The organism is Bacillus sp. HMF5848, assembly GCF_003944835.1.
Taxonomy (GTDB): domain Bacteria; phylum Bacillota; class Bacilli; order Bacillales; family HMF5848; genus HMF5848.
Genome location: NZ_RWIV01000001.1, coordinates 206,477 through 227,882, shown reverse-complemented (window position 1 = coordinate 227,882; position 21,406 = coordinate 206,477). Strand labels below are relative to the sequence as shown.

Annotated in this window: 24 protein-coding genes and 1 pseudogene; 6 read left to right on the top strand and 19 right to left on the bottom strand. The window is 37.4% G+C overall.

Going from position 1 to position 21,406, the window contains the following annotated elements; all coding sequences use genetic code 11:
• Positions 1-5: 5 nt before the first annotated feature.
• From EJF36_RS21735 to EJF36_RS21360, 3 genes and pseudogenes are all read right to left on the bottom strand, one after another.
• Positions 6-551: a peptidoglycan-binding domain-containing protein gene (locus EJF36_RS21735; protein ID WP_260471969.1), complete on the bottom strand. Its 546-nt coding sequence runs from the start codon at positions 549-551 to the stop codon at positions 6-8.
• A pseudogene (locus tag EJF36_RS21730) lies at positions 546-1,061 on the bottom strand (peptidoglycan recognition protein family protein); the annotation flags it as partial. The pseudogene EJF36_RS21730 and the gene EJF36_RS21735, both read right to left, overlap by 6 nt.
• A gap of 73 nt (positions 1,062-1,134) precedes the next feature.
• Positions 1,135-1,305 carry a hypothetical protein gene (locus EJF36_RS21360; RefSeq protein ID WP_185806777.1) on the bottom strand — a complete coding sequence of 57 codons (171 nt, stop codon included), beginning with the start codon at positions 1,303-1,305 and terminating at the stop codon, positions 1,135-1,137.
• Between the two features lie 81 nt (positions 1,306-1,386).
• Here EJF36_RS21360 and EJF36_RS01200 point away from each other — a divergent pair, with 81 nt between their 5' ends.
• The 3 genes from EJF36_RS01200 to EJF36_RS01190 are packed head-to-tail and all read left to right on the top strand — an operon-like array spanning position 1,387 to position 6,083.
• Positions 1,387-3,774: a spore germination protein gene (locus tag EJF36_RS01200; RefSeq protein ID WP_125904638.1), complete on the top strand. Its 2,388-nt coding sequence runs from the start codon at positions 1,387-1,389 to the stop codon at positions 3,772-3,774.
• A complete protein-coding gene (locus EJF36_RS01195) occupies positions 3,771-4,964 on the top strand; it encodes a Ger(x)C family spore germination protein (protein ID WP_125904637.1) in 1,194 nt (397 codons plus the stop codon). The genes EJF36_RS01200 and EJF36_RS01195 overlap by 4 nt, the downstream gene beginning before the upstream one ends.
• 6 nt (positions 4,965-4,970) lie before the next feature.
• Positions 4,971-6,083 (top strand): GerAB/ArcD/ProY family transporter, encoded by a 1,113-nt coding sequence (locus EJF36_RS01190; RefSeq protein ID WP_125904636.1) that lies wholly within the window; start codon positions 4,971-4,973, stop codon positions 6,081-6,083.
• 60 nt (positions 6,084-6,143) lie between these two features.
• Here the strand turns inward: EJF36_RS01190 and EJF36_RS01185 are convergent, their stop codons facing one another.
• A complete protein-coding gene (locus EJF36_RS01185) occupies positions 6,144-6,506 on the bottom strand; it encodes a hypothetical protein (RefSeq protein ID WP_125904635.1) in 363 nt (120 codons plus the stop codon).
• Positions 6,507-6,550: 44 nt separating this feature from the next.
• Here EJF36_RS01185 and EJF36_RS01180 point away from each other — a divergent pair, with 44 nt between their 5' ends.
• The 3 genes from EJF36_RS01180 (at position 6,551) to EJF36_RS01170 (ending at position 9,206) form a co-directional block, all read left to right on the top strand.
• The gene (locus tag EJF36_RS01180) at positions 6,551-7,033 is read left to right on the top strand and encodes a GNAT family N-acetyltransferase (RefSeq protein WP_185806776.1); all 483 of its coding nucleotides are present in this window, start codon (positions 6,551-6,553) and stop codon (positions 7,031-7,033) included.
• 285 nt (positions 7,034-7,318) lie between these two features.
• Positions 7,319-8,761, top strand: a complete 1,443-nt coding sequence (locus EJF36_RS01175; protein ID WP_260471797.1) for a SulP family inorganic anion transporter — start codon at positions 7,319-7,321, stop codon at positions 8,759-8,761.
• Positions 8,762-8,786: 25 nt separating this feature from the next.
• Entirely contained in the window at positions 8,787-9,206 is a 420-nt protein-coding gene (locus EJF36_RS01170; RefSeq protein WP_125904632.1) for a universal stress protein, read from the top strand.
• A gap of 70 nt (positions 9,207-9,276) precedes the next feature.
• Here the strand turns inward: EJF36_RS01170 and EJF36_RS01165 are convergent, their stop codons facing one another.
• The 15 genes from EJF36_RS01165 to EJF36_RS01095 form a co-directional block, all read right to left on the bottom strand.
• Positions 9,277-9,936 carry an ABC-2 transporter permease gene (locus tag EJF36_RS01165; RefSeq protein ID WP_125904631.1) on the bottom strand — a complete coding sequence of 220 codons (660 nt, stop codon included), beginning with the start codon at positions 9,934-9,936 and terminating at the stop codon, positions 9,277-9,279.
• Complete coding sequence (locus EJF36_RS01160) at positions 9,929-10,786, bottom strand: ABC transporter ATP-binding protein (RefSeq protein WP_221760728.1); 858 nt, start codon at positions 10,784-10,786, stop codon at positions 9,929-9,931. The genes EJF36_RS01165 and EJF36_RS01160 overlap by 8 nt, the downstream gene beginning before the upstream one ends.
• Positions 10,787-10,794: 8 nt before the next feature.
• Positions 10,795-11,175 (bottom strand): GntR family transcriptional regulator, encoded by a 381-nt coding sequence (locus EJF36_RS01155; protein WP_125904629.1) that lies wholly within the window; start codon positions 11,173-11,175, stop codon positions 10,795-10,797.
• Between the two features lie 219 nt (positions 11,176-11,394).
• On the bottom strand, positions 11,395-11,532 hold the full coding sequence (locus EJF36_RS01150) for an aspartyl-phosphate phosphatase Spo0E family protein (RefSeq protein WP_260471796.1): 138 nt from the start codon (positions 11,530-11,532) through the stop codon (positions 11,395-11,397).
• A 121-nt stretch (positions 11,533-11,653) separates the two neighbouring features.
• Positions 11,654-12,499, bottom strand: a complete 846-nt coding sequence (locus tag EJF36_RS01145; protein WP_125904627.1) for an SDR family oxidoreductase — start codon at positions 12,497-12,499, stop codon at positions 11,654-11,656.
• 18 nt (positions 12,500-12,517) lie between these two features.
• The gene (locus EJF36_RS01140) at positions 12,518-12,898 is read right to left on the bottom strand and encodes a DUF6069 family protein (protein ID WP_125904626.1); all 381 of its coding nucleotides are present in this window, start codon (positions 12,896-12,898) and stop codon (positions 12,518-12,520) included.
• Between the two features lie 58 nt (positions 12,899-12,956).
• Positions 12,957-13,532, bottom strand: a complete 576-nt coding sequence (locus tag EJF36_RS01135) for a TetR/AcrR family transcriptional regulator (RefSeq protein ID WP_125904625.1) — start codon at positions 13,530-13,532, stop codon at positions 12,957-12,959.
• A 139-nt stretch (positions 13,533-13,671) separates the two neighbouring features.
• Positions 13,672-14,067, bottom strand: coding sequence for a cytidine deaminase (cdd, locus tag EJF36_RS01130; RefSeq protein ID WP_125904624.1), 396 nt, complete (start codon positions 14,065-14,067; stop codon positions 13,672-13,674).
• Positions 14,068-14,098: 31 nt separating this feature from the next.
• Entirely contained in the window at positions 14,099-14,266 is a 168-nt protein-coding gene (locus EJF36_RS01125; RefSeq protein WP_125904623.1) for a XapX domain-containing protein, read from the bottom strand.
• Positions 14,267-14,284: 18 nt separating this feature from the next.
• Positions 14,285-14,947 carry a deoxyribose-phosphate aldolase gene (gene deoC, locus EJF36_RS01120; RefSeq protein ID WP_125904622.1) on the bottom strand — a complete coding sequence of 221 codons (663 nt, stop codon included), beginning with the start codon at positions 14,945-14,947 and terminating at the stop codon, positions 14,285-14,287.
• Between the two features lie 70 nt (positions 14,948-15,017).
• A complete protein-coding gene (locus EJF36_RS01115; protein ID WP_125904621.1) occupies positions 15,018-16,319 on the bottom strand; it encodes a pyrimidine-nucleoside phosphorylase in 1,302 nt (433 codons plus the stop codon).
• Between the two features lie 122 nt (positions 16,320-16,441).
• Positions 16,442-17,656, bottom strand: coding sequence for a NupC/NupG family nucleoside CNT transporter (locus EJF36_RS01110; protein ID WP_125904620.1), 1,215 nt, complete (start codon positions 17,654-17,656; stop codon positions 16,442-16,444).
• A gap of 327 nt (positions 17,657-17,983) precedes the next feature.
• Positions 17,984-18,922 carry a sugar-binding transcriptional regulator gene (locus EJF36_RS01105; RefSeq protein WP_125904619.1) on the bottom strand — a complete coding sequence of 313 codons (939 nt, stop codon included), beginning with the start codon at positions 18,920-18,922 and terminating at the stop codon, positions 17,984-17,986.
• 181 nt (positions 18,923-19,103) lie between these two features.
• On the bottom strand, positions 19,104-19,889 hold the full coding sequence (locus EJF36_RS01100; protein WP_260471795.1) for a glycoside hydrolase family 16 protein: 786 nt from the start codon (positions 19,887-19,889) through the stop codon (positions 19,104-19,106).
• Positions 19,890-20,082: 193 nt separating this feature from the next.
• Complete coding sequence (locus EJF36_RS01095) at positions 20,083-21,399, bottom strand: glycoside hydrolase family 30 protein (protein WP_125904617.1); 1,317 nt, start codon at positions 21,397-21,399, stop codon at positions 20,083-20,085.
• Positions 21,400-21,406: the final 7 nt, after the last annotated feature.

The window sequence follows — 21,406 nt, the reverse complement described above, 5'->3', positions numbered from 1 at the left end:
TTTGATTAACTGATTTCTGCTAATTCCATCTTTAAAAATCGACGCGTGTTTGGACCATATATTCCATCATTTTGCAATGCTGCATACATTGATTGAAAGCGCCTTACAGCATCCTCTGTAAGTGGACCATAAATTCCATCTATTCCTTGAGGATTAAAGTTAACACGCTGCAATGCTCGTTGAAGCTGTTTAACCTTTTCACCTTCATCGCCTCTTCTTAATATACCTTCTGGTAATGGATATTCTTGATATGGTTTGCTAGCACTTAATATCTCCTTAAGCTTATCTAATGTACGCATACCAACAAGACCATCTACTTGCAAACCGTATTTTTTTTGAAATCGCATAACAGCTCGCTCTGTCTCTGAACCGAATATACCATCTGCTCCATAAACAGGTAAAGCAAATCCAGCTCTCATTAAATTTTGTTGAATTTCCTTTACGAATGGACCTTCATCTCCCGTTCTTATCGGCAAATCAACGGAAACCCCTTTAACAGGTGCTGGGGGTTGTGAGTCATTATCATTATTAAGAAATTCATTTTGATACACATTGTTGACATCAGATAAAAACTGTTCCCATGAAATCCCATAGCGGTGTAAAGCATTTTCCGGATCTGTTCGTCTAGATGGATCTAGCGTACTATGTGCTACGATATCCTCTTTTGGATTCAACCCAAATTTATCTACTAAATAGGCATGATACCACACATATCTATCATATGCTTTTTCAAAATCTATATTTCCACCCCATGCAAGTTCCACCCCGATTGCTGCATCGTTCGCATCTGCTCTAAACATTTCATCATCTGTTTCTACGTTATACCGAACATGCCAGGCCTTCTCCGTTAATGGTATTATTTCTAAAATATAATTATCATCAATAAACGTATGTGCCGAGGCAGAAGGTTGCACATTCTGAAAATAATTTCGATTTGCGTACGCCGTTGAACCAGGATTACCTGTGTCATGGCTTACGATAAATTTAACATCATTTAGCTTTTGACCTGATCTTGCGTTCCCTACATCAATGTAATCACGTGTAATATTGTATAGCATTATGAATTCTCTCCTTTCCCTTGCTAATACTTCTAATATATGAAAGAAAAGAGAGAAAGAGACAGCGGATACCTCATTAACTTTGTTGTTTCTTTTTATTGATAAAAGGAATTGCCTTGCTATTCATAATGAACCAGACTAATATAGGGGCCAAAATATTAAATGCAAATATAGCAATAGCCACAAACCACATAAACCACTTCGTATTTAAAACACTCTCATATAGCCACATATGATAAAAATCCATTTTTTTCACCTCTACTATGTATTATTTAACTTCAAAGGGAAAACTAACCATAAAATACAACCTAGTTTTAAGGAGTATGCTATGTCACAAACGCAATCAGTTGTTGAAAAAACATTACAGCTACCACTAGATAAAAATTTAAAAACTAATATTTCTTACATTAAAGATGTTTTAGAAGATAGCGTTGATTTAGTCAAAAGAGACTTTATTTTTCATGATTATCAAAGTTTAAAAGCTGCTTGCTTTTATACAGATGGGCTTACTAACACATCAGCTATAGAAAAGTTACTCGAAGCTTTACAATACGAAGCAACAAAAATTCTCGATAAAATTACTGTTTTAGAGCGTGAACAATTTATCAAACAATTAAAAGAAAATTTAATTATGAACGCATCTTTAAAGGAAATAAAAAAAGTGTCTGAAGCGATAGATGCAATTCTAGTGGGAGATACAGTCCTTCTTGTTGATGGATCAAGTGAAGGTCTAATCATTTCTTCAAAAGGTTTTGATGCACGTAGTGTAGAAGAGCCTATGACAGAACAAGTTGTCCGCGGCCCACGCGATGGTTTCACCGAAAATATTAGAACAAATACAGCACTTGTTCGCCGTCGTATTCGCGATCCACTTTTTCGTATAGATGCTATGCAAATAGGAAAAAAAACAAAAACTGATATTAATATTGCTTACTTGAAAGAAACGGTTAAACCAGGTCTTGTAGACGAGGTAAAGAAAAGATTAAAGAAAATCGAAATTGATAGTGTGCTCGAAAGTGGCTATATCGAGGAGTTTATTGAGGATGCCCCACTTTCACCCTTCCCAACCGTGCAAAGCACGGAGCGACCTGATAAAGTGGCGGGTGCAATTTTAGAAGGGCGAGTCGCTATTTTTATAGACAACACGCCGTTTGTTCTTGTTGTTCCTTCGTATTTCTGGCAGTACTTACAAGCGAGTGATGACTATTATTCGCGCTACTATACTGGATCATTCTTTCGGTTAATACGTTATATTGCCTTTGTTATCAGTCTCACTTTGCCATCACTTTACGTGCTACTAGCAAGCTTTCATCAGGAAATGATTCCAACTCCTTTAGCGCTTACTATAGCCTCAGGGCGAGAGGTTGTGCCTTACCCTGTACTTTTAGAAGCATTAATTATGGAGACTGCTTTTGAGCTCATGCGAGAAGCTGGTTTGCGAATGCCAAAGCCAGTGGGACAGGCTGTAAGTATCGTTGGCTCATTAATTATTGGACAAGCAGCTGTGCAAGCAGGACTCGTATCCCCCTTCATGGTAATTATCGTGGCCTTAACAGGTATTGCATCGTTTGCCATTCCAAACTATGCAGCTGCTTTTTCAATTAGACTTATTCGGTTTCCACTTCTACTAGCATCAGGAACGTTAGGCCTTTTAGGCTTTGCGGCTGCATTTTCGATTATTGCAATACACGCCATCTCATTACGTTCGTTTGGCGAGCCTTACTTAGCTCCCGCTACGCCGTTTCAGCCAAGTGACCAAAAGGATGCCGTTATTCGTCTCCCTTGGTGGAAAATGAATAAGCAGCCTCAGCTAGCTGAAGGTGAAGAAAACCGCGAGGGTGACAACCAGAAGCCTTCGCCACCTAAATCAGCTGTTAATGAGAGTGTCACAACAAAAGCAACTAAACAAGCCGAAGCAAGTAAAAAAGAGCAGCAAGACAACGACGAGCAAAGCAATTATACAGACGGTTCATCCTCATATATAAAGAAAACAGAAAATCTTGCTAAACAGAAAAACAAACATCAAAATGATGAAGATTCAAGAACAGATAATGAAACACCTAAGTCCATAAAGAAGGAGGACAATCCAGAAATGAACAGTGCGGCTTCCAAACAGAACAATGACCTAGTAGATGTTATTAAACAAACAAAAGATAATAAAAATACTGAGTCAGCTGATAATGCTACACAAAAGGACAGTCAAAAAGCGAATGAAAATACACTTAAAAAGAAACAAAAACATACAATCACTAGCAATTCACCTAATAACGATGCCGACCTAGTCAATGCAATTAAACAAGGGCAACATGATAATGCCAACAGCTCGTCACAAAAAAAAGAAACTCAAACGCAAGATACAAAAAGGAAAAGCACATCTTTTCATTCTGACGATGAGTTATTAAACAACATGAAACAGCCGCAGCGGCAAGATAACAACAGTGCGACTTCCCATAGTAATGCTGTGGGACAAAGACAAACAAATACTAACACTTCTTTTAACAACGATGCCGACCTAGCGAATAACATCAAGCATGACCATACTCAAGGAAAGAAGCTAACTTCCTCTAACGACGATGTTGAGCTAGCGAATGACCTAAAAAAGAAGCAGGATAATAACCTGACAGAAAAAGAGGAAGCTAGTGCCTCATCAAAGAGATCACAAAAAGGGCGGCCATTCAAAAAGCCGATCAAATTAGGAAGGAAGGATAAACGCTGAAAAAGATATTTTTCGTACTTTTACTAGTTACATTTCTTACAGGATGTGCTGGAAAAAAAGAGATTAACGATTTAGCACTAGTATTGGCTGTCGGGATAGACAAAAGTGAAAAAGTAGAGAATGGTGTACAAGTAACTGTGCAGGTTGCCCGTCCTGCTGATGCACGTGGTCAAACTGGTGCACCGACTGGTAATACAGGTGATCCCATCTGGTCTGCATCTGCAGATGGACAAACATTGTTTGAAGCCATTCGTAATTTAACCACCATATCCACTCGCCGCGTTTTTTGGGCACACAATTTTGCTATAGTCGTGAATGAGGATCTTGCTAGAGAAGGTATCCATGATATTATTGATTTTTTCACAAGAAATCCTGAGTTACGAATGCGTACATGGATTATGGTTACTCCCGATAGAGCGAGTACAGTTGTTTCAACATTAACTGGGCTAGAGGTTATACCAGGTGAGGCAATTGACAAGTTATTCAGATATACAGAGGTGTCCCGTGCTGCCCCACGCTCAGAGCTTTTAGATGTGCAATCTGCTTATTTAAGTAATACTAATCACCCTGTTATCGCACGTGTTAAACTAATAGGTCGTGGTGTCTCTAATAAAAAAGCGGGGCAAGCTGGAGCTTATGAACAAATAGAATTAGCTGGCGCAGGTGTGTTCAATGAGGATAAATTAGTAGGCACCTTAACACAGGAAGAAACTCGTGGGTTACTCCCTTTTATAGAAACCGTAAAGTCTGGTGTTATTGTCGTTCCTTGTCCTAAAGATTCTAATAAACAAATGTCTGCGGAGATAATTTCACAAAATTTTGCTGTTACACCAAAATATGAAAATGGCAAACCTAAGTATGATGTTAGGCTCCTAGTTAATGCAAACATCGTTGAAGCTGGCTGTCCTTTTTCAATTGAAAATAGGGAAGAGGTTAAACAACTTCAGAAGGAGATTAAAAAAGTGCTTTCTTCTGATATTCAAACAGTTTTAAATAAAGCTCAAAAGGAATTTAAACTTGATTTTCTTGAACTTGGACAAGTCTTTAACAATAGGTTTCCTAGTGAATGGAAGGGAATTCGTAATAATTGGGACAACCTCTTCACACAAGCGGTTGTTAACGTTGAGATAGAAACGGACATTACGAGCTCTGTACTGTTATACGACCCGACACGTTCTGGGAAGGATTGAAGTTAATTGAAAACACAAATTACAAACGGCATGTTTATGGCAATCATTATCAATATGGTGTATGCAAAGGGAATTGGCTTAACACAAGGAAGCATGGCTAGAGAGGTAGGCAGAGACATTTGGCTTTCCTCCATCATAGGTAATGTACTTGGTTTACTACTAATGCTCCTTGTTGTTGCTGCTATCAAACGGTTACCTAAAGGAGATTTGATTCATCAAGGTGAGTTCGTTCTTGGCACATTTTTCTCTAAACTACTAGGTGTTTTATTTTTTCTTTTTTTCCTAGGAAGCTTTGCTGTTGTCATGATGACTTTTGTCTATCATTTAAAAGACTATTTTTTACCGGAGGCTCCTACATGGATTTTCGTCACCTTAGGGTTAGCTGTTGGCGTATACGCGATACATTTTGGAATTGAAGTTGTATCAAGAATGGCCTTAATCGGTGTATTCTCCGTATTAAGTTTAAATATATTACTTTTGTTAGGATCGTTTGGCCGTTTTGATATACGCGAATTGTTACCTGTGCTTGAATCGGGTTTACTAAATACAATATGGGCAAGTCGGCATTATTTAGCAGATTGGGCCATTACAGCCATGATGGCTGGTCTTATACTACCGATAGTAAAAGATAGCAAGACATGGTACCGTTCTGCTACACTAGGCGTATTATTTGGTGGTGGGTTTATACTGATGTGGCCCATATTAGAAGTTGGTGTATTGTCAGCGAATGTAACAGGTCAATACATTGTGTCCTGCATGCAAATGGCTCGTAGTGCACAAATCGGATTGTATATTCATCGCTATGAAATGATAATGGTTGCATTTTTCGCACTATCGATCTTAACGCAAATAATGATTAGTTTATTTTGCGCTTCCGTTGCAGCACAAAAAGTATTTTCGGCAAAAGATTATCGCCCCTTTATTATCCCAGTTAGTCTTATTCTTGGCGGTTTTTCCTATTGGTATATTCTTGACCATTATCGAGCAATTAGCTTTTTAGAGAATGAATGGATTATTTTTGGTCTTGGGGTTGCTATCGCTGTACCATTATTTCTTTGGATGATCGGGTTTGTGTTTCGAAAAAAGTTGAAGGAACTCAGTCATAATGAAGACATTTAACAATGCACACTCAACAAGCGTGCCTAGGCACGCTTGTTATACCGCAAATTCTCATTCCTTTTAAGAAAACACCTCAGTCGGGATATACCAAAGAACATAATACTTTGAATACTGTCTAGTTGAAACAGTAATTTGAACATCCCCTTTTTTAAAAACAAAACCAGATCCGATTTGTTCTGCATACTCCCAACCTTGGTCCTTCATAAATTTCTTCAAATGCATATAAGTAAATGATACATATGAATGAGTAGAAGTAGTTTCTGCATATTGTACGTATTCCTCATTAGATGTCTCCAGTTCCCAAATAGCTACTAATACAGGAATTGGATTTCCTTCTTGATACAAAGCACTGCCAAATCTTAATATGAATGCTACAATTAAAACCGTCAAAACCATGACAAAAATACTAGCTATACGACGCATTATGAACAACCTTTCTGTAATATGTGGTAGAGGATGAGATGAACTTGGAAATTAAAGCAGCTACTGTAAAGAACTTATTAGAAGTGTATCAAATATTAAATGAAGCAGCGCATCACTTGCACAACAAAGGTGTTCAGCAATGGACAGAAGCGTTCGATAAAGATGTACTTGCTGAAAGTATAGAACAAAACTATATATACCTTTTAATAGACGAGACAACAAGCATCGGCACATTCTCTTTAACAATGATTAATCATTTAAATTCGATCGATATTCAGCCTAATAGTTATTATTTTTCTAAAATTGCCCTTTTACCAAAGTGGCAAGGTTATGGCCTTGGTTCTCTAATTATATCCTTTGCTATCTCTCAAGCTAACATGGAAAACAAAGCGCTATATTTAGATTGCTGGGCCGGGAATAAAAAATTAAAAGATTTTTATATTAATCAAGGCTTCACTTATTTAGGTGACTTCCGAGAAGACACATACTTTATTAGCATATTTTCAATAGGCCACCCATTGACGTGAACCGTTACCATCACTACAGTAATCCGAATCATGAGCACTTATCATCAATACATAAGAATGAACGAGTGTCCCCCGAGTTACATTTGTCAAACCTCTTAATGACTTAAAGTACCCGTCACCAAAATACTCACAAATAATCAAGCTGAGCACCAATTTTTTGAGATAAAGGTTTTTTGCGACCTCTCCATTTTTCAAACAGACTCTTTCTTCATATTATCATTTTTTATGTATCCTTCTTTCGATTGGGAATAATAAAACAAACTTTAAACAAAAAGAGGGATGTTCATGACTTGGAAAGAAGACTGGTTTGGAAATGTTAAAGGTGATATTTTATCTGGAATTGTTGTAGCTTTAGCCCTTATTCCTGAAGCAATTGCCTTTTCCTTAATCGCTGGTGTAGACCCTAAGGTTGGATTATATGCTTCTTTTACTATGGCAGTCGTTATAGCATTTGTTGGAGGTAGACCAGGTATGATTTCAGCTGCTACTGGTGCGATGGCACTGCTGATGATTGATTTAGTTAAAGATTATGGCCTTCAGTATTTATTTGCCGCTACCATTCTGACTGGGATTCTTCAAATCACATTTGGTGCTGCAAAACTTGCAAGATTTATGAAATTTATTCCACGCTCCGTGATGGTTGGCTTTGTTAACGCTCTAGCTATACTCATATTCACGTCACAATTAGAGCAGTTTGTAGGAGAAGGTTGGGATATGTATGCCCTGGTAGCCGGATCATTAGCCATCATTTACCTTTTCCCATTATTAACAAGAGTAGTACCTTCTCCGCTAGTTGCCATTATAATTATAACAATTTTTACTATTATAACAGGTAGTTCTACCAAAACAGTAGGTGATATGGGCGAGTTACCAACTGCCTTTCCGTTTTTCCTTATCCCAGACGTACCTTTTAACATAGCAACGCTACAAATTATTTTTCCATATGCCATTGCATTAGCCGTTGTAGGTTTAGTTGAAACCCTCCTAACTGCGACAATTGTTGACGACTTAACAGGTACGGACAGTAATAAAAATAAAGAATCACGTGGACAAGGTATTGCTAACATTGTTACTGGGTTTTTTGGTGGAATGGCAGGCTGTGCAATGATTGGGCAATCTATTATTAATGTTAAATCCGGAGGAAGAGGAGGGCTATCTGCTTTCATTGCAGGTGTTTTTCTCATACTACTAATTGTTCTGTTGGGAGACCTTGTGTCACGCATTCCAATGGCCGCCTTAGTAGGAGTCATGATTATGGTTTCCGTCGGTACGTTCGATTGGTATTCATTACGTACTCTACAAATCATGCCAGTCACCGATACAATCGTGATGTTAGTTATCGTGTTAACGGTTATCATGACACATAATTTAGCGATTGGCGTTTTTGTTGGTGTTATATTAAGCGCTGTATTTTTTGTTTCAAAAATTTCAAAAGTTGAGGTTAAAAAGTCATTTGAAGAAAACCGAGCTATTTATAAAATAAAAGGAGAGCTATTTTTCGCATCGGTCAGTGATCTGTTAGAGGCATTTGATTATGATGTTGAACAACAGCGTTATGTTATATTAGATTTAAATGAAGCACATTTATGGGATGATTCAGCGATTGCTACTATTGATAAAATAGTATACAAGTTTGAGGATAAAGGTGTAATCGTAAAGATAGCAGGCCTAAATGCCTCGAGCTCGGAGTTGGTCAAGAAGCTGAGTCGTAAGCTAAGTGCGCATTAAAACAACAAAAGGAGGTAGCACATACATGTACGAGAAAATATTATTAGCCTACGATGGATCTGAACATTCTTTGCGAGCATCTGAAAAAGCGATCGGGTTGGCTAAATTAAATGCAGATTCTAAGATTACACTTGTGTATGTTGTTGACATATCAAAAGCAAAATCTGATGTTTTACATAATTGGAATTCGTTACATCTATCAGACTCTCGTGAGGAAAAGATTCGCAAGGCAGAGTCGATTATAAAAAAGGAAAATATACAATATGAGGTAAAGCTGCTTAAAGGAGAACCTGGTCCTGCTATTGTCGAATTTGCAAATAGCGAACGCTTCGACGTAGTGGTCGTGGGGAGCAGAGGTTTGAATTCGTTACAAGAGATGGTATTAGGTAGCGTGAGTCATAAAATTGCTAAGCGCGTGAGTTGTCCTGTGTTAATTGTTAAATAAGCATTCTTGTAGAAATCGTGACCCAACAGAAGGTTGTCAACCAAAAAATCGACAACCTTCTTTTTCAAAGCTAGAACTCTCTTCTTTTGTAAAAATACAAAGATAGCGCAAAGGAACTAGATAACAAGATAATTATTACAGCTATCATGCCAGCCATAATTTGAATTTCTGATAAACTAGTGAAAAAATAAACAAAGCCTTCTTGAGCCGTACTATCTAACTTTTTAGCTAAAGAAGGTATAACAGATCCTAGTCCAAGAAACACACCAAAAAACAACACGAAATTTACAATTTTCGACTTAATATAACCCAGTCTAAAGAATATCGGAAAATATACACTGTTAATAAAGGCAAGGCCCACTAAACCTCCTATAATCGCTTCTAAAGTGGGAACCGCTGCTTCAAATGGGAATTGAATCAATTTTAAAACAAATGCTATAGCTACATAATATACAACAGCAATAGCGGCAAACATAAAAACTGATACATATCTTGATAGCACAACTACTAATTTATTAATAGGTAAGCTATTTAAGAGGACATCCGTTTTATTTTTATCATCATATGCGCAGCACGTCAAAGTCATCATATACGTTAATGCAACAATACTCCCGATAAACATAGCTTCTGCCGCTTGGTTAAATGCCACAATCATAATCATGATATATACAACACCAAACACAAGTAGTTTTTTCTGTAACAAAATATCTTTATACAGTAAACTAAACATGATGAACCCTCCTTACAGAGTAAAGCATAATATCTTCAAGCGTAGGTTTATCGATAATAACGGAATCCTTAATAGCCTTATTTATCAATGCTCTGTCCTGCACAAGACCTTCAAAACCAAATTGATTCTCCTTAATGCCAACAAAGTAATCTTTTACTTCTTCTGTTAGTAGTTGCTTTGCCCCTTTCACCAGTGCATAGTTTTCTAATAGTTCATCTTTTGGAGCAGATAAAATAATGCGCCCTTCATGAATAAACGTTATATAATCAGCTATTTTATCTAAATCTGATGTTATATGCGTAGAAAAAAAGACTGATTTATTCTCATCTTGGATAATGGTTGTTAAAATCTCTAATAGCTCGCTTCGAACAATCGGATCAAGCCCCGATGTTGGCTCATCCATTATTAACAACTCAGCATGATGTGATAATGCAATAGCCAATGAGAACTTCATTTTCATTCCTTTTGATAAATCTTTAATTTTCTTCTTGGAAGGTAAGTTAAACTCCCGTAAATATCTTTGGAATATTACCTCATCCCATGTTTTATAAAAGGAACATACAACCTTTTTCATTTCATTGATTGTTAACTCTTCATAGTAGTAATTTTCGTCATACACAAAGCCTATTTTATTTTTTATATCTCTTTCTCGATGTAGAGGATCCTTTCCAAATATCTTTATCTCTCCACTATCTTTTCTTAACAGATTCATAATCAGTTTAATAGTGGTACTCTTCCCCGCTCCATTCGGTCCGATGAAGCCCATGATATATCCACGATTTAATGAAAAACTAACATCCTGTAAAGCAAAACCATCAAACTTTTTAGATAGTTGTTTTACTTCTAAGATAGGTGAACTCATAATGAACCCTCCTCATAAAATATCATTAACATTTGTTGAAGCTCCTCGATTGATAACCCAATGGATTTCCCTGCATCTACTGCTTCTGCCAGCTTTTCTTCAATAACCTTTAAACGAATCTCGCGAAGGAGTTCCTTGTTTTGTGCAGCCACAAACGAGCCTTTTCCATGGACTGTAACGATATAACCATCCGTTTCTAGTTCTTGGTACGCCCTCTTTGTTGTGATGACACTAATTTGCAATTCTTTTGCTAAGCTTCGAATCGAAGGAAGGGCATCATCTTCCTTTAATTCTCCTTGCATGATTAAGTTTTTAATTTGGCGAACAATCTGCTCGTAAATCGGCTCCTGTGAAGAGTTAGAAATAAAAATATTCATTATAAGACACGCAACCTTTCGCCTTCCCTCTTGTGTATATATGCTGTATATATACACTATAAACAGTATGCACATTTCACGCAATATGTAACTACATATATTCATATATTTGTAACAATTTGGATGTTTTGAAACCCTACATTTCAATGAACGCTCCAACACTTATGTCTAATAGCAAAAAAAACAACCGCCTATGAGGTAGTTGTTTATTATGTATTATTATTTAATTTCCATAGTGTATTTATTAAGTACTATATCTAACTTTTGACTTACTCGGATTGTATCCGGGTGTACAAAGCCTTTTTCAAATGCTGTTCGTATCAATTCATGTCGTAAAGCCTCTATAATTTTACTCATTGTAGTACAGCCTGACATAGTATCACCAACCTAGTAAATGTAAGTACCATAGGTATAGTGTAATGGAAAATCAAAATCCAGCATGTGAAAATCGTCACACATACTGGACTTTTGTAGTAGATCATTGCCAAATTTCTTTATAATCTTCAACATACTTCCTTAGCTTTGTTGGTTTCTTACCGGTAACCTTCTCATAATCATACTTAATTCCCCCCGCTAACCCAATTTTGGTAGGGAAATGCACGCCGACAACAACATTTGTCATTTTCTCATCTTCACCTTGCGCGTTCATAAATTCTTTAAACTCTTTAGCAGATGGATTTGTGTACGTAATTTTCGTTTGCAACACACCTGACATAATGTCTGCAACCTCATAAAAGTCTAATGCCTCATCACCTGTAATAACGTACGCCTTATTTTTATATAAATCAGTCTTTGCAAGAGAGATTGCAGCTATCTCAGCTATATCCCGAGTATCTACAAAGCTTGTTTTACCTTTCCCAGCAGGTACAAAGATTCGCTTTCGTTCTTGTATTTCTTTAAGCAAAAAGTCGGTTAGATTTTGCATAAAGTAACCGGCTCGTAAAAACGTATATACCACGCCTGATTTTTTTATTAGTTTTTCATTTTTGTTGTGATGAACAAACGGCATATATTGAACATCTTTCAATGATAAATAGGTAATATGCTTTACAGATTTTTCTTTTGCTAGATTAATAAACGCTTCAAATTGAATGTTATCTCCTGGTGGATACATTAGAAATATTTTATCAATGCCTTCTAAAGCATCCGAAAAAGTGTCAGTATTAGAAAAATCAAGTTTTACAAACTGATAGTCATTGCCGTATTGCAGTCTAGCCTTTTCTACATTCCTTACCGCACACTTGAAAGATTCCTTTCGATTCTTTAATTTGTTTGCTACCTCGAATCCTACTTTTCCATTAAATCCGGTTACTAATATACTCATAAAAACCAACCTTTACTATTAATTTTGCTTCGTTTTGCTCAAAAACCAGATAGACACTACAGGTACAATTACATGTAAAATATGAGCCATTCCTCTATATTCTTCTATCAGTAATAGTTGTGAAGCAACTGAACTCAATATCGCTAATACAATGGCAATTGTTACATAAATAATGGTAACCTTGTTAGTTTGTTTCGCTATAAATCCATACAGCACAGCCCCTAATATGGATGCTAAAAAAGTTATAAAGGTAATAGTTAAAATATACAAGGCCCCTCTATTGTCACCAATTAGCTCAATTGTATTACCTTGTGCTACCCGAAACAGAACATACACAATTAAATTTATGATGGTGGCCACAAGCGCCGATACCAATCCCACTTTTAAAAAATTTCCCATTCTCATCTCTCCCCTTGCATCTTTATTAGACCAGTCTACATAATTCATTTTAAAAAAATTAGTCTTTTTGATTTAGTAGTACTGGTATGCTTTCAGCAACTAACAGTAATGACGCATTATTTCCCGTTGTAAATGAAGTAAGAAATGCGCCCTCAATCATCGAGTGAATCACAATTCCCAACTGTTTAGCTCTTTCTTCACTGTAACCTGCCTGCTGTAGCTTATCTGTAAATAAACCTTGAAATGTTTCGTATGCTGATTGACATGCTTTTTGCAAAGTCTCACTAATGAGAGAAGTTTCAAGAGCAACAGCTGCAATTGGAACCCCTTCTGTGCAGCTTCGGTTTTGAAATTCAGTAGCCATATCAGTTATTAATTCTTGAATGGCCATAACAGGATCTTCTTTCTTTTTTAACCCCTCTGCAATCTGCTTAGCTATAAAAGATGATGTCAATGCAATAGACTCCATAGCTAGCTGTTCTTTACCCTCTGGAAAATGATAATACAGTGATCCTTTCGGGGCACCACTCTCCTTTGTTATTTGGTTTAAACCTGTACCATGATATCCTTGTAATTGAAAAAGTCTTGAAGCTGTTTGTATTAACTTTGTCTTTGAATTTTCCTTTTCACTCATCTTATTATTTCACCTCGAAATTTATACCAATCGGTCTATATATAAACTTTATAACTATCCTAGTCTTATGTCAACGACAAAAAAACAGACACCTGGTAGTCCAAAAATTCGGCATACCAGACGTCTATTTATAATAACATCATGTTAAATCCTTTGGCGAAAATGCACCTGGAAGCAATTCAAATACCTTCACTTTTTGGATATCTCCCTTTAAGTTAGTTAAAATGACATCCATATCAGCATCACACAACTCTGAAATTACTTGTCGACATGCCCCACAAGGAGGTACTGGTCTATTTGTGTCAGCAACAACTACTAGTAAATCAAACTCTGTTATCCCATCTGCATATGCTGTAAATAGGGCTGTCCGCTCTGCACAATTGCAAAGTCCATAAGCTGCATTCTCAATATTAGCACCTTTAATAATGCGGCCGTCTTTCGTGCGTAAAGCTGCACCTACTTTGAATTTAGAGTAAGGAGTATACGCATTTTCCCGTGCCTTTTTTGCTTCTTCAATAACTACTGCCTCGTTCATCGTCTTCACTCCTACTAGCTAATTTGTCGTACTATGAAAACAGCTTAGCCAAATGTGAAAATACTAAACCACCAAGATACACACCCATTATACCAACAATACCTGCAAATACAGGTGGTGCAGGAAGTGGTAATTTTAATCCTTTAAATATGATACCGATTATCATACCCGCGAATAAACTTAATATTATTTCTTTCATATTTATATCCTCTTTATCTTAATAATTTGACGTGGAAATTTGCCCTTGTAATATCGCAACACCAGAGCTTGCACCAATTCTAGTAGCACCAGCTTCAATCACAGCCTCTGCATCCTCTAAACTTCTAACGCCTCCAGAAGCCTTGACACCAATATCAGGTCCAACCGTCTTTCTCATAAGTGCGATATCTTCCACTGTTGCACCACCTGTTGAAAACCCAGTAGATGTTTTCACGAAATGAGCTCCAGCTTTAACTGCTAACTGACACACTTTTACTTTTTCTTCTTCAGTTAGTAAGCACGTTTCAATAATAACCTTTACAAGTGTGCCATTTGCAGCTTCTACAACAGCACGTATATCTTGTTCAACTAACGTTTCATTTCCATCCTTCAGTGCTCCAATGTTAATAACCATATCTATTTCAGTGGCGCCTTTTTCTATAGCATCCTTTGTTTCAAATGCTTTTGTTTCAGGTGTATTCGCCCCTAATGGAAATCCGATAACCGTACACACGTCCACGTCTGTTCCTTTTAGAGCGGCTGCTGCTGTTACAATCCAAGTTGGATTTACACAAACTGAAGCAAAATTATACTGTTTTGCTTCTTCACACAATCTTACAATTTCTTCTTTCGTTGTTTGTGGCTTTAATGCTGTATGATCGATCATCTTGGCTAATGTCATAATTTCGTACGTCCCTTCACAGAAATTTTATTAAACTACTTATCCTTTAATTGGTTTATCCGGCACTGTTTTATTTTACTTCTCCATACACTAAATCGGGATTTTCTACCGAATTACTCACAATTGTATAAGCGTTGTAAATCTTTGCAACCACTTCATCAACAGACTCCTGATTACTATGAACTGTTACAAGTGACTCTCCTGCTTCTACATAGTCGCCTACTTTTTTGTTCAATACAAGGCCAACGGCTAAATCAATAACAGACTCCTTTGTCACTCGGCCAGCTCCTAGCATCATCGCTGCTGTTCCAATTTGATCAGCAATAATTTCTGCTACATACCCAGATTTCTTCGCCTTCAACTCGAAAATATTTGCTGCTTTTGGTAATCTTTCCGGTTCATCAACAACCGTTTCATCTCCACCTTGAGAAGCTAAAAAAGTTTTAAATACTTCTAATGCTTTTCCATTCTCCATAACTTCCAATAGCATATGGCGAGCTTGTTCAGCGTCATTCGCTTTTCCTGCTAACGTTACCATATGACTACCAAGTACTAAGCAAAGTTCCTGTAAATCATCTGGTCCTTTACCTTGAAGTGTATCAATCGCCTCTTTCACTTCAAGGGCATTCCCAACAGCACGACCTAACGGTTGACTCATATCTGAAATGACAGCCATCGTTTGACGACCTACACCGTTTCCAATATCGACCATTGCTTTTGCTAATTCTTTCGCATCATCAAGATCCTTCATGAAAGCACCGTTCCCAGTTTTCACATCGAGTACAATGGCATCAGCACCAGCCGCTATTTTTTTACTCATAATAGAGCTTGCAATTAATGGAATAGAGTTTACTGTTGCTGTTACATCACGTAATCCATATAGCTTTTTATCAGCAGGTGTTAAATTTCCTGTTTGGCCGATTACAGACACTTTATTCTCATTTACATTGCGAATAAAGTCTTCATTTGTAATTTCAACATGAAATCCAGGAACTGCCTCAAGTTTGTCTATAGTACCACCCGTGTGCCCAAGACCACGACCTGACATTTTCGCAACTGGTACACCAACGGCTGCTACTAAAGGAGCAAGTACGAGTGTAGTTGTATCGCCTACTCCCCCTGTACTATGCTTATCTACCTTAATACCTTCTATTGCTGACAAATCGATAGTGTCTCCTGAATTCACCATCGCTTCTGTTAAATACACACGCTCTTCTTGTGTCATATCTCGGAAAAATACCGCCATAGCAAAGGCAGACATTTGATAGTCAGGTATCGTACCTTTTGTGTAGCCTTCTATCATAAAGTCAATCTCAGCCTTTGTTAAACTGTGCCCGTCTCGTTTTTTCTCGATAATATCGACCATTCGCATATGTCATTGCTCCCTACTTTTTATAGATTGAGGTAATTTTTTTTGCTGCTTTCATACAAAAAGATTAGTGCCAACGAGAGCGAAAGTCCGGTTCACTGTCGTCGACACACATCTATAATTCATTAAAATAACATGCCGGCAATTGCCGCACTTAACAATGATGCTAGCATCCCTGCGATAACGGCTCTTACACCTAATCTTGCGATGTCAGAACGACGATTTGGTGCAAGGTTGCCAAGACCACCTAGTAAAATACCCATAGACGACACGTTAGCAAACCCACAAAGAGCAAAGCTAATTACAGCTACTGTCTTAGGTGATAATGCTTCAATTTGGGGCGCGAAAGAGCTATACGCTACAAACTCGTTAAGAATTAACTTTTGTCCAATAAAGCCACCAGCTTGTACAGCTTCTGCCCATGGTACTCCAATTGCAAATGCTAATGGCGCAAATAAAACTCCTAAAATACTTTCTAATGTTAGACCATCAAAATTGAACACGCCGCCAATAGCACCTAAAATACCATTAACTAGAGCAATTAATGCGATAAATGCTAATAGCATCGCACCAATGTTCAATGCAAGTGATAATCCTGTACTCGCACCACGTGCTGCTGCATCAATCACATTGACCGATTCAGTGTCTTTTTCCATTTTCAAGTCATCAGATGTCTCTGATTTTTCTGTTTCAGGTACCATGATTTTTGCGATAATAAGACCAGCCGGTGCTGCCATAAAGCTTGCTGCTAGTAAATACTCAAGCGGTACACCTAACAATGAGTAACCAATAAGAACAGAACCAGCAACAGATGCAAGTCCACCTGTCATAACAGCGAAAAGCTCTGATTTAGTCATTTTTGCTAAATAAGGGCGAACAACTAAAGGCGCTTCCGTTTGACCAACGAAAATATTTGCTGCTGCTGATAATGATTCAGCTTTACTTGTACCAAGAAGCTTTGATAAAGCTCCCCCTAAGAACTTAATAACGATTTGCATAATACCTAAATAATATAAAACTGATATTAATGATGAGAAGAAAATTACAACCGTTAGAACTTGAAACGCAAATACAAACCCAATATTCTCTGCTTGGAATATTCCACCAAACAAGAAGTTGATTCCCTCGTTTGCGTAATTTACAATTTCGTTTACTCCTAATGATAATCTTTCTAACGCAATTTTACCTGCATTCCATTTCAATACAATGAAAGCGAATGTAAGCTGAATCGCTAACCCCCCGAGAATTGTTCGAGGATTAATAGCTTTTCTATTATTTGAAAACACAAAAGCAATACCTAACACAATAAATATACCAGCGATACCCCATAAAATGTTCATTGCGCTCACTCCTGTTTGTTAGACTTAGTAAATTTAAATAAATATTAATCATGATTATTACAGTACTTAATATACCAGCCTAAATGAACTTTTGTAAACCCTTTCAAGAACAAATGTAAAAAATATATTTTCCATCCGTTCACAAAAGTCACAAACCAGGAGAATTCATCCATATTTGATATATATTTCTGTAATGCTTGAACATTATTTCAAAGGGTCGCACTACTGATTATCTATTCACAGGAGCTCGACAATACCTTTTATTTTTGTACTACAACAAAAAGGATGATTCCCAAAAAATTGAGTATCACCCTTGCTTATATTTAATTATTTATCTAATAAAAACTTCGCGGTATATTGATCTGTTACTAAAACATTGGCATATTGACCTTGAAGCGCTCCATAAATACCTTCGAGTTTATGGGCTCCTCCAGCCACAAGTATAGAATAGTCTTTACTTTTTAAATCGTCTAACTCGATTCCTAGTGTTCGTGCATTTAGATTTGCGTTACATATATGGCCTTTCTCATCAAAGAAACGTGAACAAATATCCCCTACAGCCTTAGAGTGAATTACTTTCAAGTCCTCTTCCGTAAAATATCCTAATCTAAATAAAAGAGATTCCGATTTAATGGGGCCAATCGTGTATACAGCAATATTTGCTTGTTTTCCCATTTCCAATATTTTATGGATATGTCTATCTGCTTGCATTGCCTGCTTTACAACGACATGATCTACTATAGCTGGCAGTGGCAAGTGATGAGGGGCTGTATTAAATGCTTTTCCGAATAAATATAGATTTTCATTTGCGTACGTGTTCGTTTCTGAGTGACTCACACCACCCTTAAGCTGAACAACTTTTACATCTTTAACCGCCTTATTTGGCAACTCAACCGCTGTATGATAAATTGTGGTTCCCCAAGTTACACCGATAATATCGCCATCTTGCACGATTTCATGAATATAGCCTGCCGCTTTTTCCCCTAGAAACGTTTTAATAACATGATCATCGTACTGAGGAACCTGTGTTACTATTGCCTTTTTTAAATTGAACTTTTGTTCAAGTCGCTGCGCTAAACTATTCGCATCTTCGGTTGGATCGTGAATTTGAATTTGCACGATGCCTTGTTCTTTTGCTAACTGAAGAAGCCGCGAAACAGTTGGCCGCGAAACACCTAACTGCTTTGCAATATCCGTTTGGTTATAATCTAATAAATAATATAGCTTCGCAGCCTCGATTATTTTAGATTGTCGTTCATCTGCCATAGTTACCCTCACCTAATTTCTTGTATGATACCGTTTTCTCATATAATCTATAGTACGGGTAAATTTGTTAAACATCAACTGAAAAAAAGTCCAATATCTACAAAAAGGTACCTGTCACTCCCCGTTAAATATTGTCGAATTTGTTTCGACAAATCGGGGGAAGCGACAGGCACCTCCAATTTCATTCGTATACGCGGACGTAATCTACCTCAAATTGTTGGGGAAATGCTGTCGTTTCGTCTGGGTCCCCATCAAAATGACCTCCTACCGCAAGATTTAAAATGATATGGAATTCTTGGTCGAATGGTGCAGGATAAGGAACATTCTCCACACTTTCGCTCTGTTTTGAATACCATTCCGTTTGCGTCTGGTACAATTCCCCATCAACGTACCACCGCAATTCACCTTGTTCCCACTCAAGAGCATACACATGCCATGCGTTTATCCCGTTTCCTTCTGGCAAAGTCAGTTCCTTCCCTGTGTGTGTATTATTCGGTGGTCTTTCACCGTAATGTATGGTACCTACTACCGTTAACGGTCGACTACCCCAACTTTCCACAATATCTATTTCTCCAGATAGCGGCCATTTCCCATAAACATTATCTTCTGGCATCATCCAAATAGCAGGCCATATACCTTTTCCCACAGGCAAACGCGCTTTAATCTCAAATCGTCCATACTTTTTACTAAATAGACCCTGTGTCTTGAGCTTTGCTGATGTATACTCATAGGAACCAAACCTATCTTCTGCCTGCTCCTTTTTTGCCTGTATAATTAATTTACTATCTTTAATATAAGCATTATCAGGAGAGTTCGTATAGCACTGTTTTTCACTATTCCCCCATCCTGCTTTTACTCCATTCCCATCTTGATCTACAAGCCAGTTTCCTATATCGTACTTCCATTTACTAAGATCGATTGTATTTCCCTCGAATTCATCTGACCATACAAGTGTCCATTTCTTCATGTCGGATTCTCCCGTGTTATCTTCGTTTTTGTTATGTTCATTTTCAAGTCGCATATAAATATCTGTTTAAGAGTTGAGCTGAAACTAACTGAATAACAGCTTTTATACTACCATTTCCTCCATTTTTATAGAAAGTGCCTGTCCTCCTCTGTCATAGTACTTATGACTTCATGGAGAGACAGGCACTCATTTACTATATTACAATTGTTGTGATAGAGTGTGCTGGCAACTCTACTTCACTCACCGTACCATTATTTGTTACAGATATTTTTTGTAAATCATCTTGCTCATTGAGCAGTACAACTACGATTGATTGATCAGCGTTACGGAACGCTACCGATTGTATATTTTCATTATTCAATTCGTGCTTAACACGAACCGCGCCTGGCTTAATAAACTTACTAAAGTGACCAATGTAATAGTACGAGCTATTATAGTGCACCTCTCCAGTTTGTGTATCAACAATAACAGGTGCATCACAGTAGTTTCCTACATGATTTGGTCCACCTTGCTCATTTAGTACCATGTTCCAATCAATCCAGCCCTCAAGCCAGTTATTCAAATCACCCATTATATTACGAGCGTAGCGTTCACCAGTATGCCAAGCACCTAACTTTACACCGCCCTCGATACAACCCTCAGTAAAAATAAGGTGTTTATCAGGGAATTCATTATGAATTTTTGATAGATTTGCAAAGTCTTCGGACATATACCAGTGAAGACCTGTACCCCAAACATACTTTGCTGCTTCAGGATCTGATAAAACAACCTTCGCACGGTCATAGGCAATATCACGGTTGTGGTCCCAGATAATAATTTTTATATCACCAAGACCTTCCTTCTCTAGTGTAGGTCCTAAATGATTTTTTACGAAATCACGCTCTTGTTCAGCTGTATATCGACATGAATCCCAAACTTGTGTAGCTGCTGGCTCATTTTGAACTGTGATGCCCCAAATATCGATACCTTCAGCTTGCATCGCTTTGATATATTTTGCGTAGTATAACGCCCACACATCGCGGTACTCTTTCTTTAACTCGCCGCCATTATTCATTTCATTGTTTGTTTTCATCCATGCAGGAGGGCTCCAAGGAGAGGATAGTATAGTAATGTCTTCTCCTCGTATACTCATTGCATCCTTTATAAAAGGAAGAACCCATTTATGCTCACGGTCGATAGAAAATGTGTTGAGTTCTGCATCATGATCTTCCACATACGTATAATTTTCTAATGCAAAATCACAGCTATGGATATGTGTTCTACCTAATGAATATCCTAATCCTGTTTCCTTATTAAAATAGCTATCTATCACTTTCAAACGTTCATCGGCCGGTAGATGAGATAAAGTATAAGCTGCCGCTTCGGTAAAAGCTCCACCGAATCCCATAATAGTTTGATATGTCGTGTTTGTGTCAACAGATAGATGATTCTCTGTAGCTTGCTCTTTTTTCGATGCTATAATTTCTCCAAAATATTCTTTACTATGTTGAGCTGTTTGAAAGATCTTCATAAAGGCA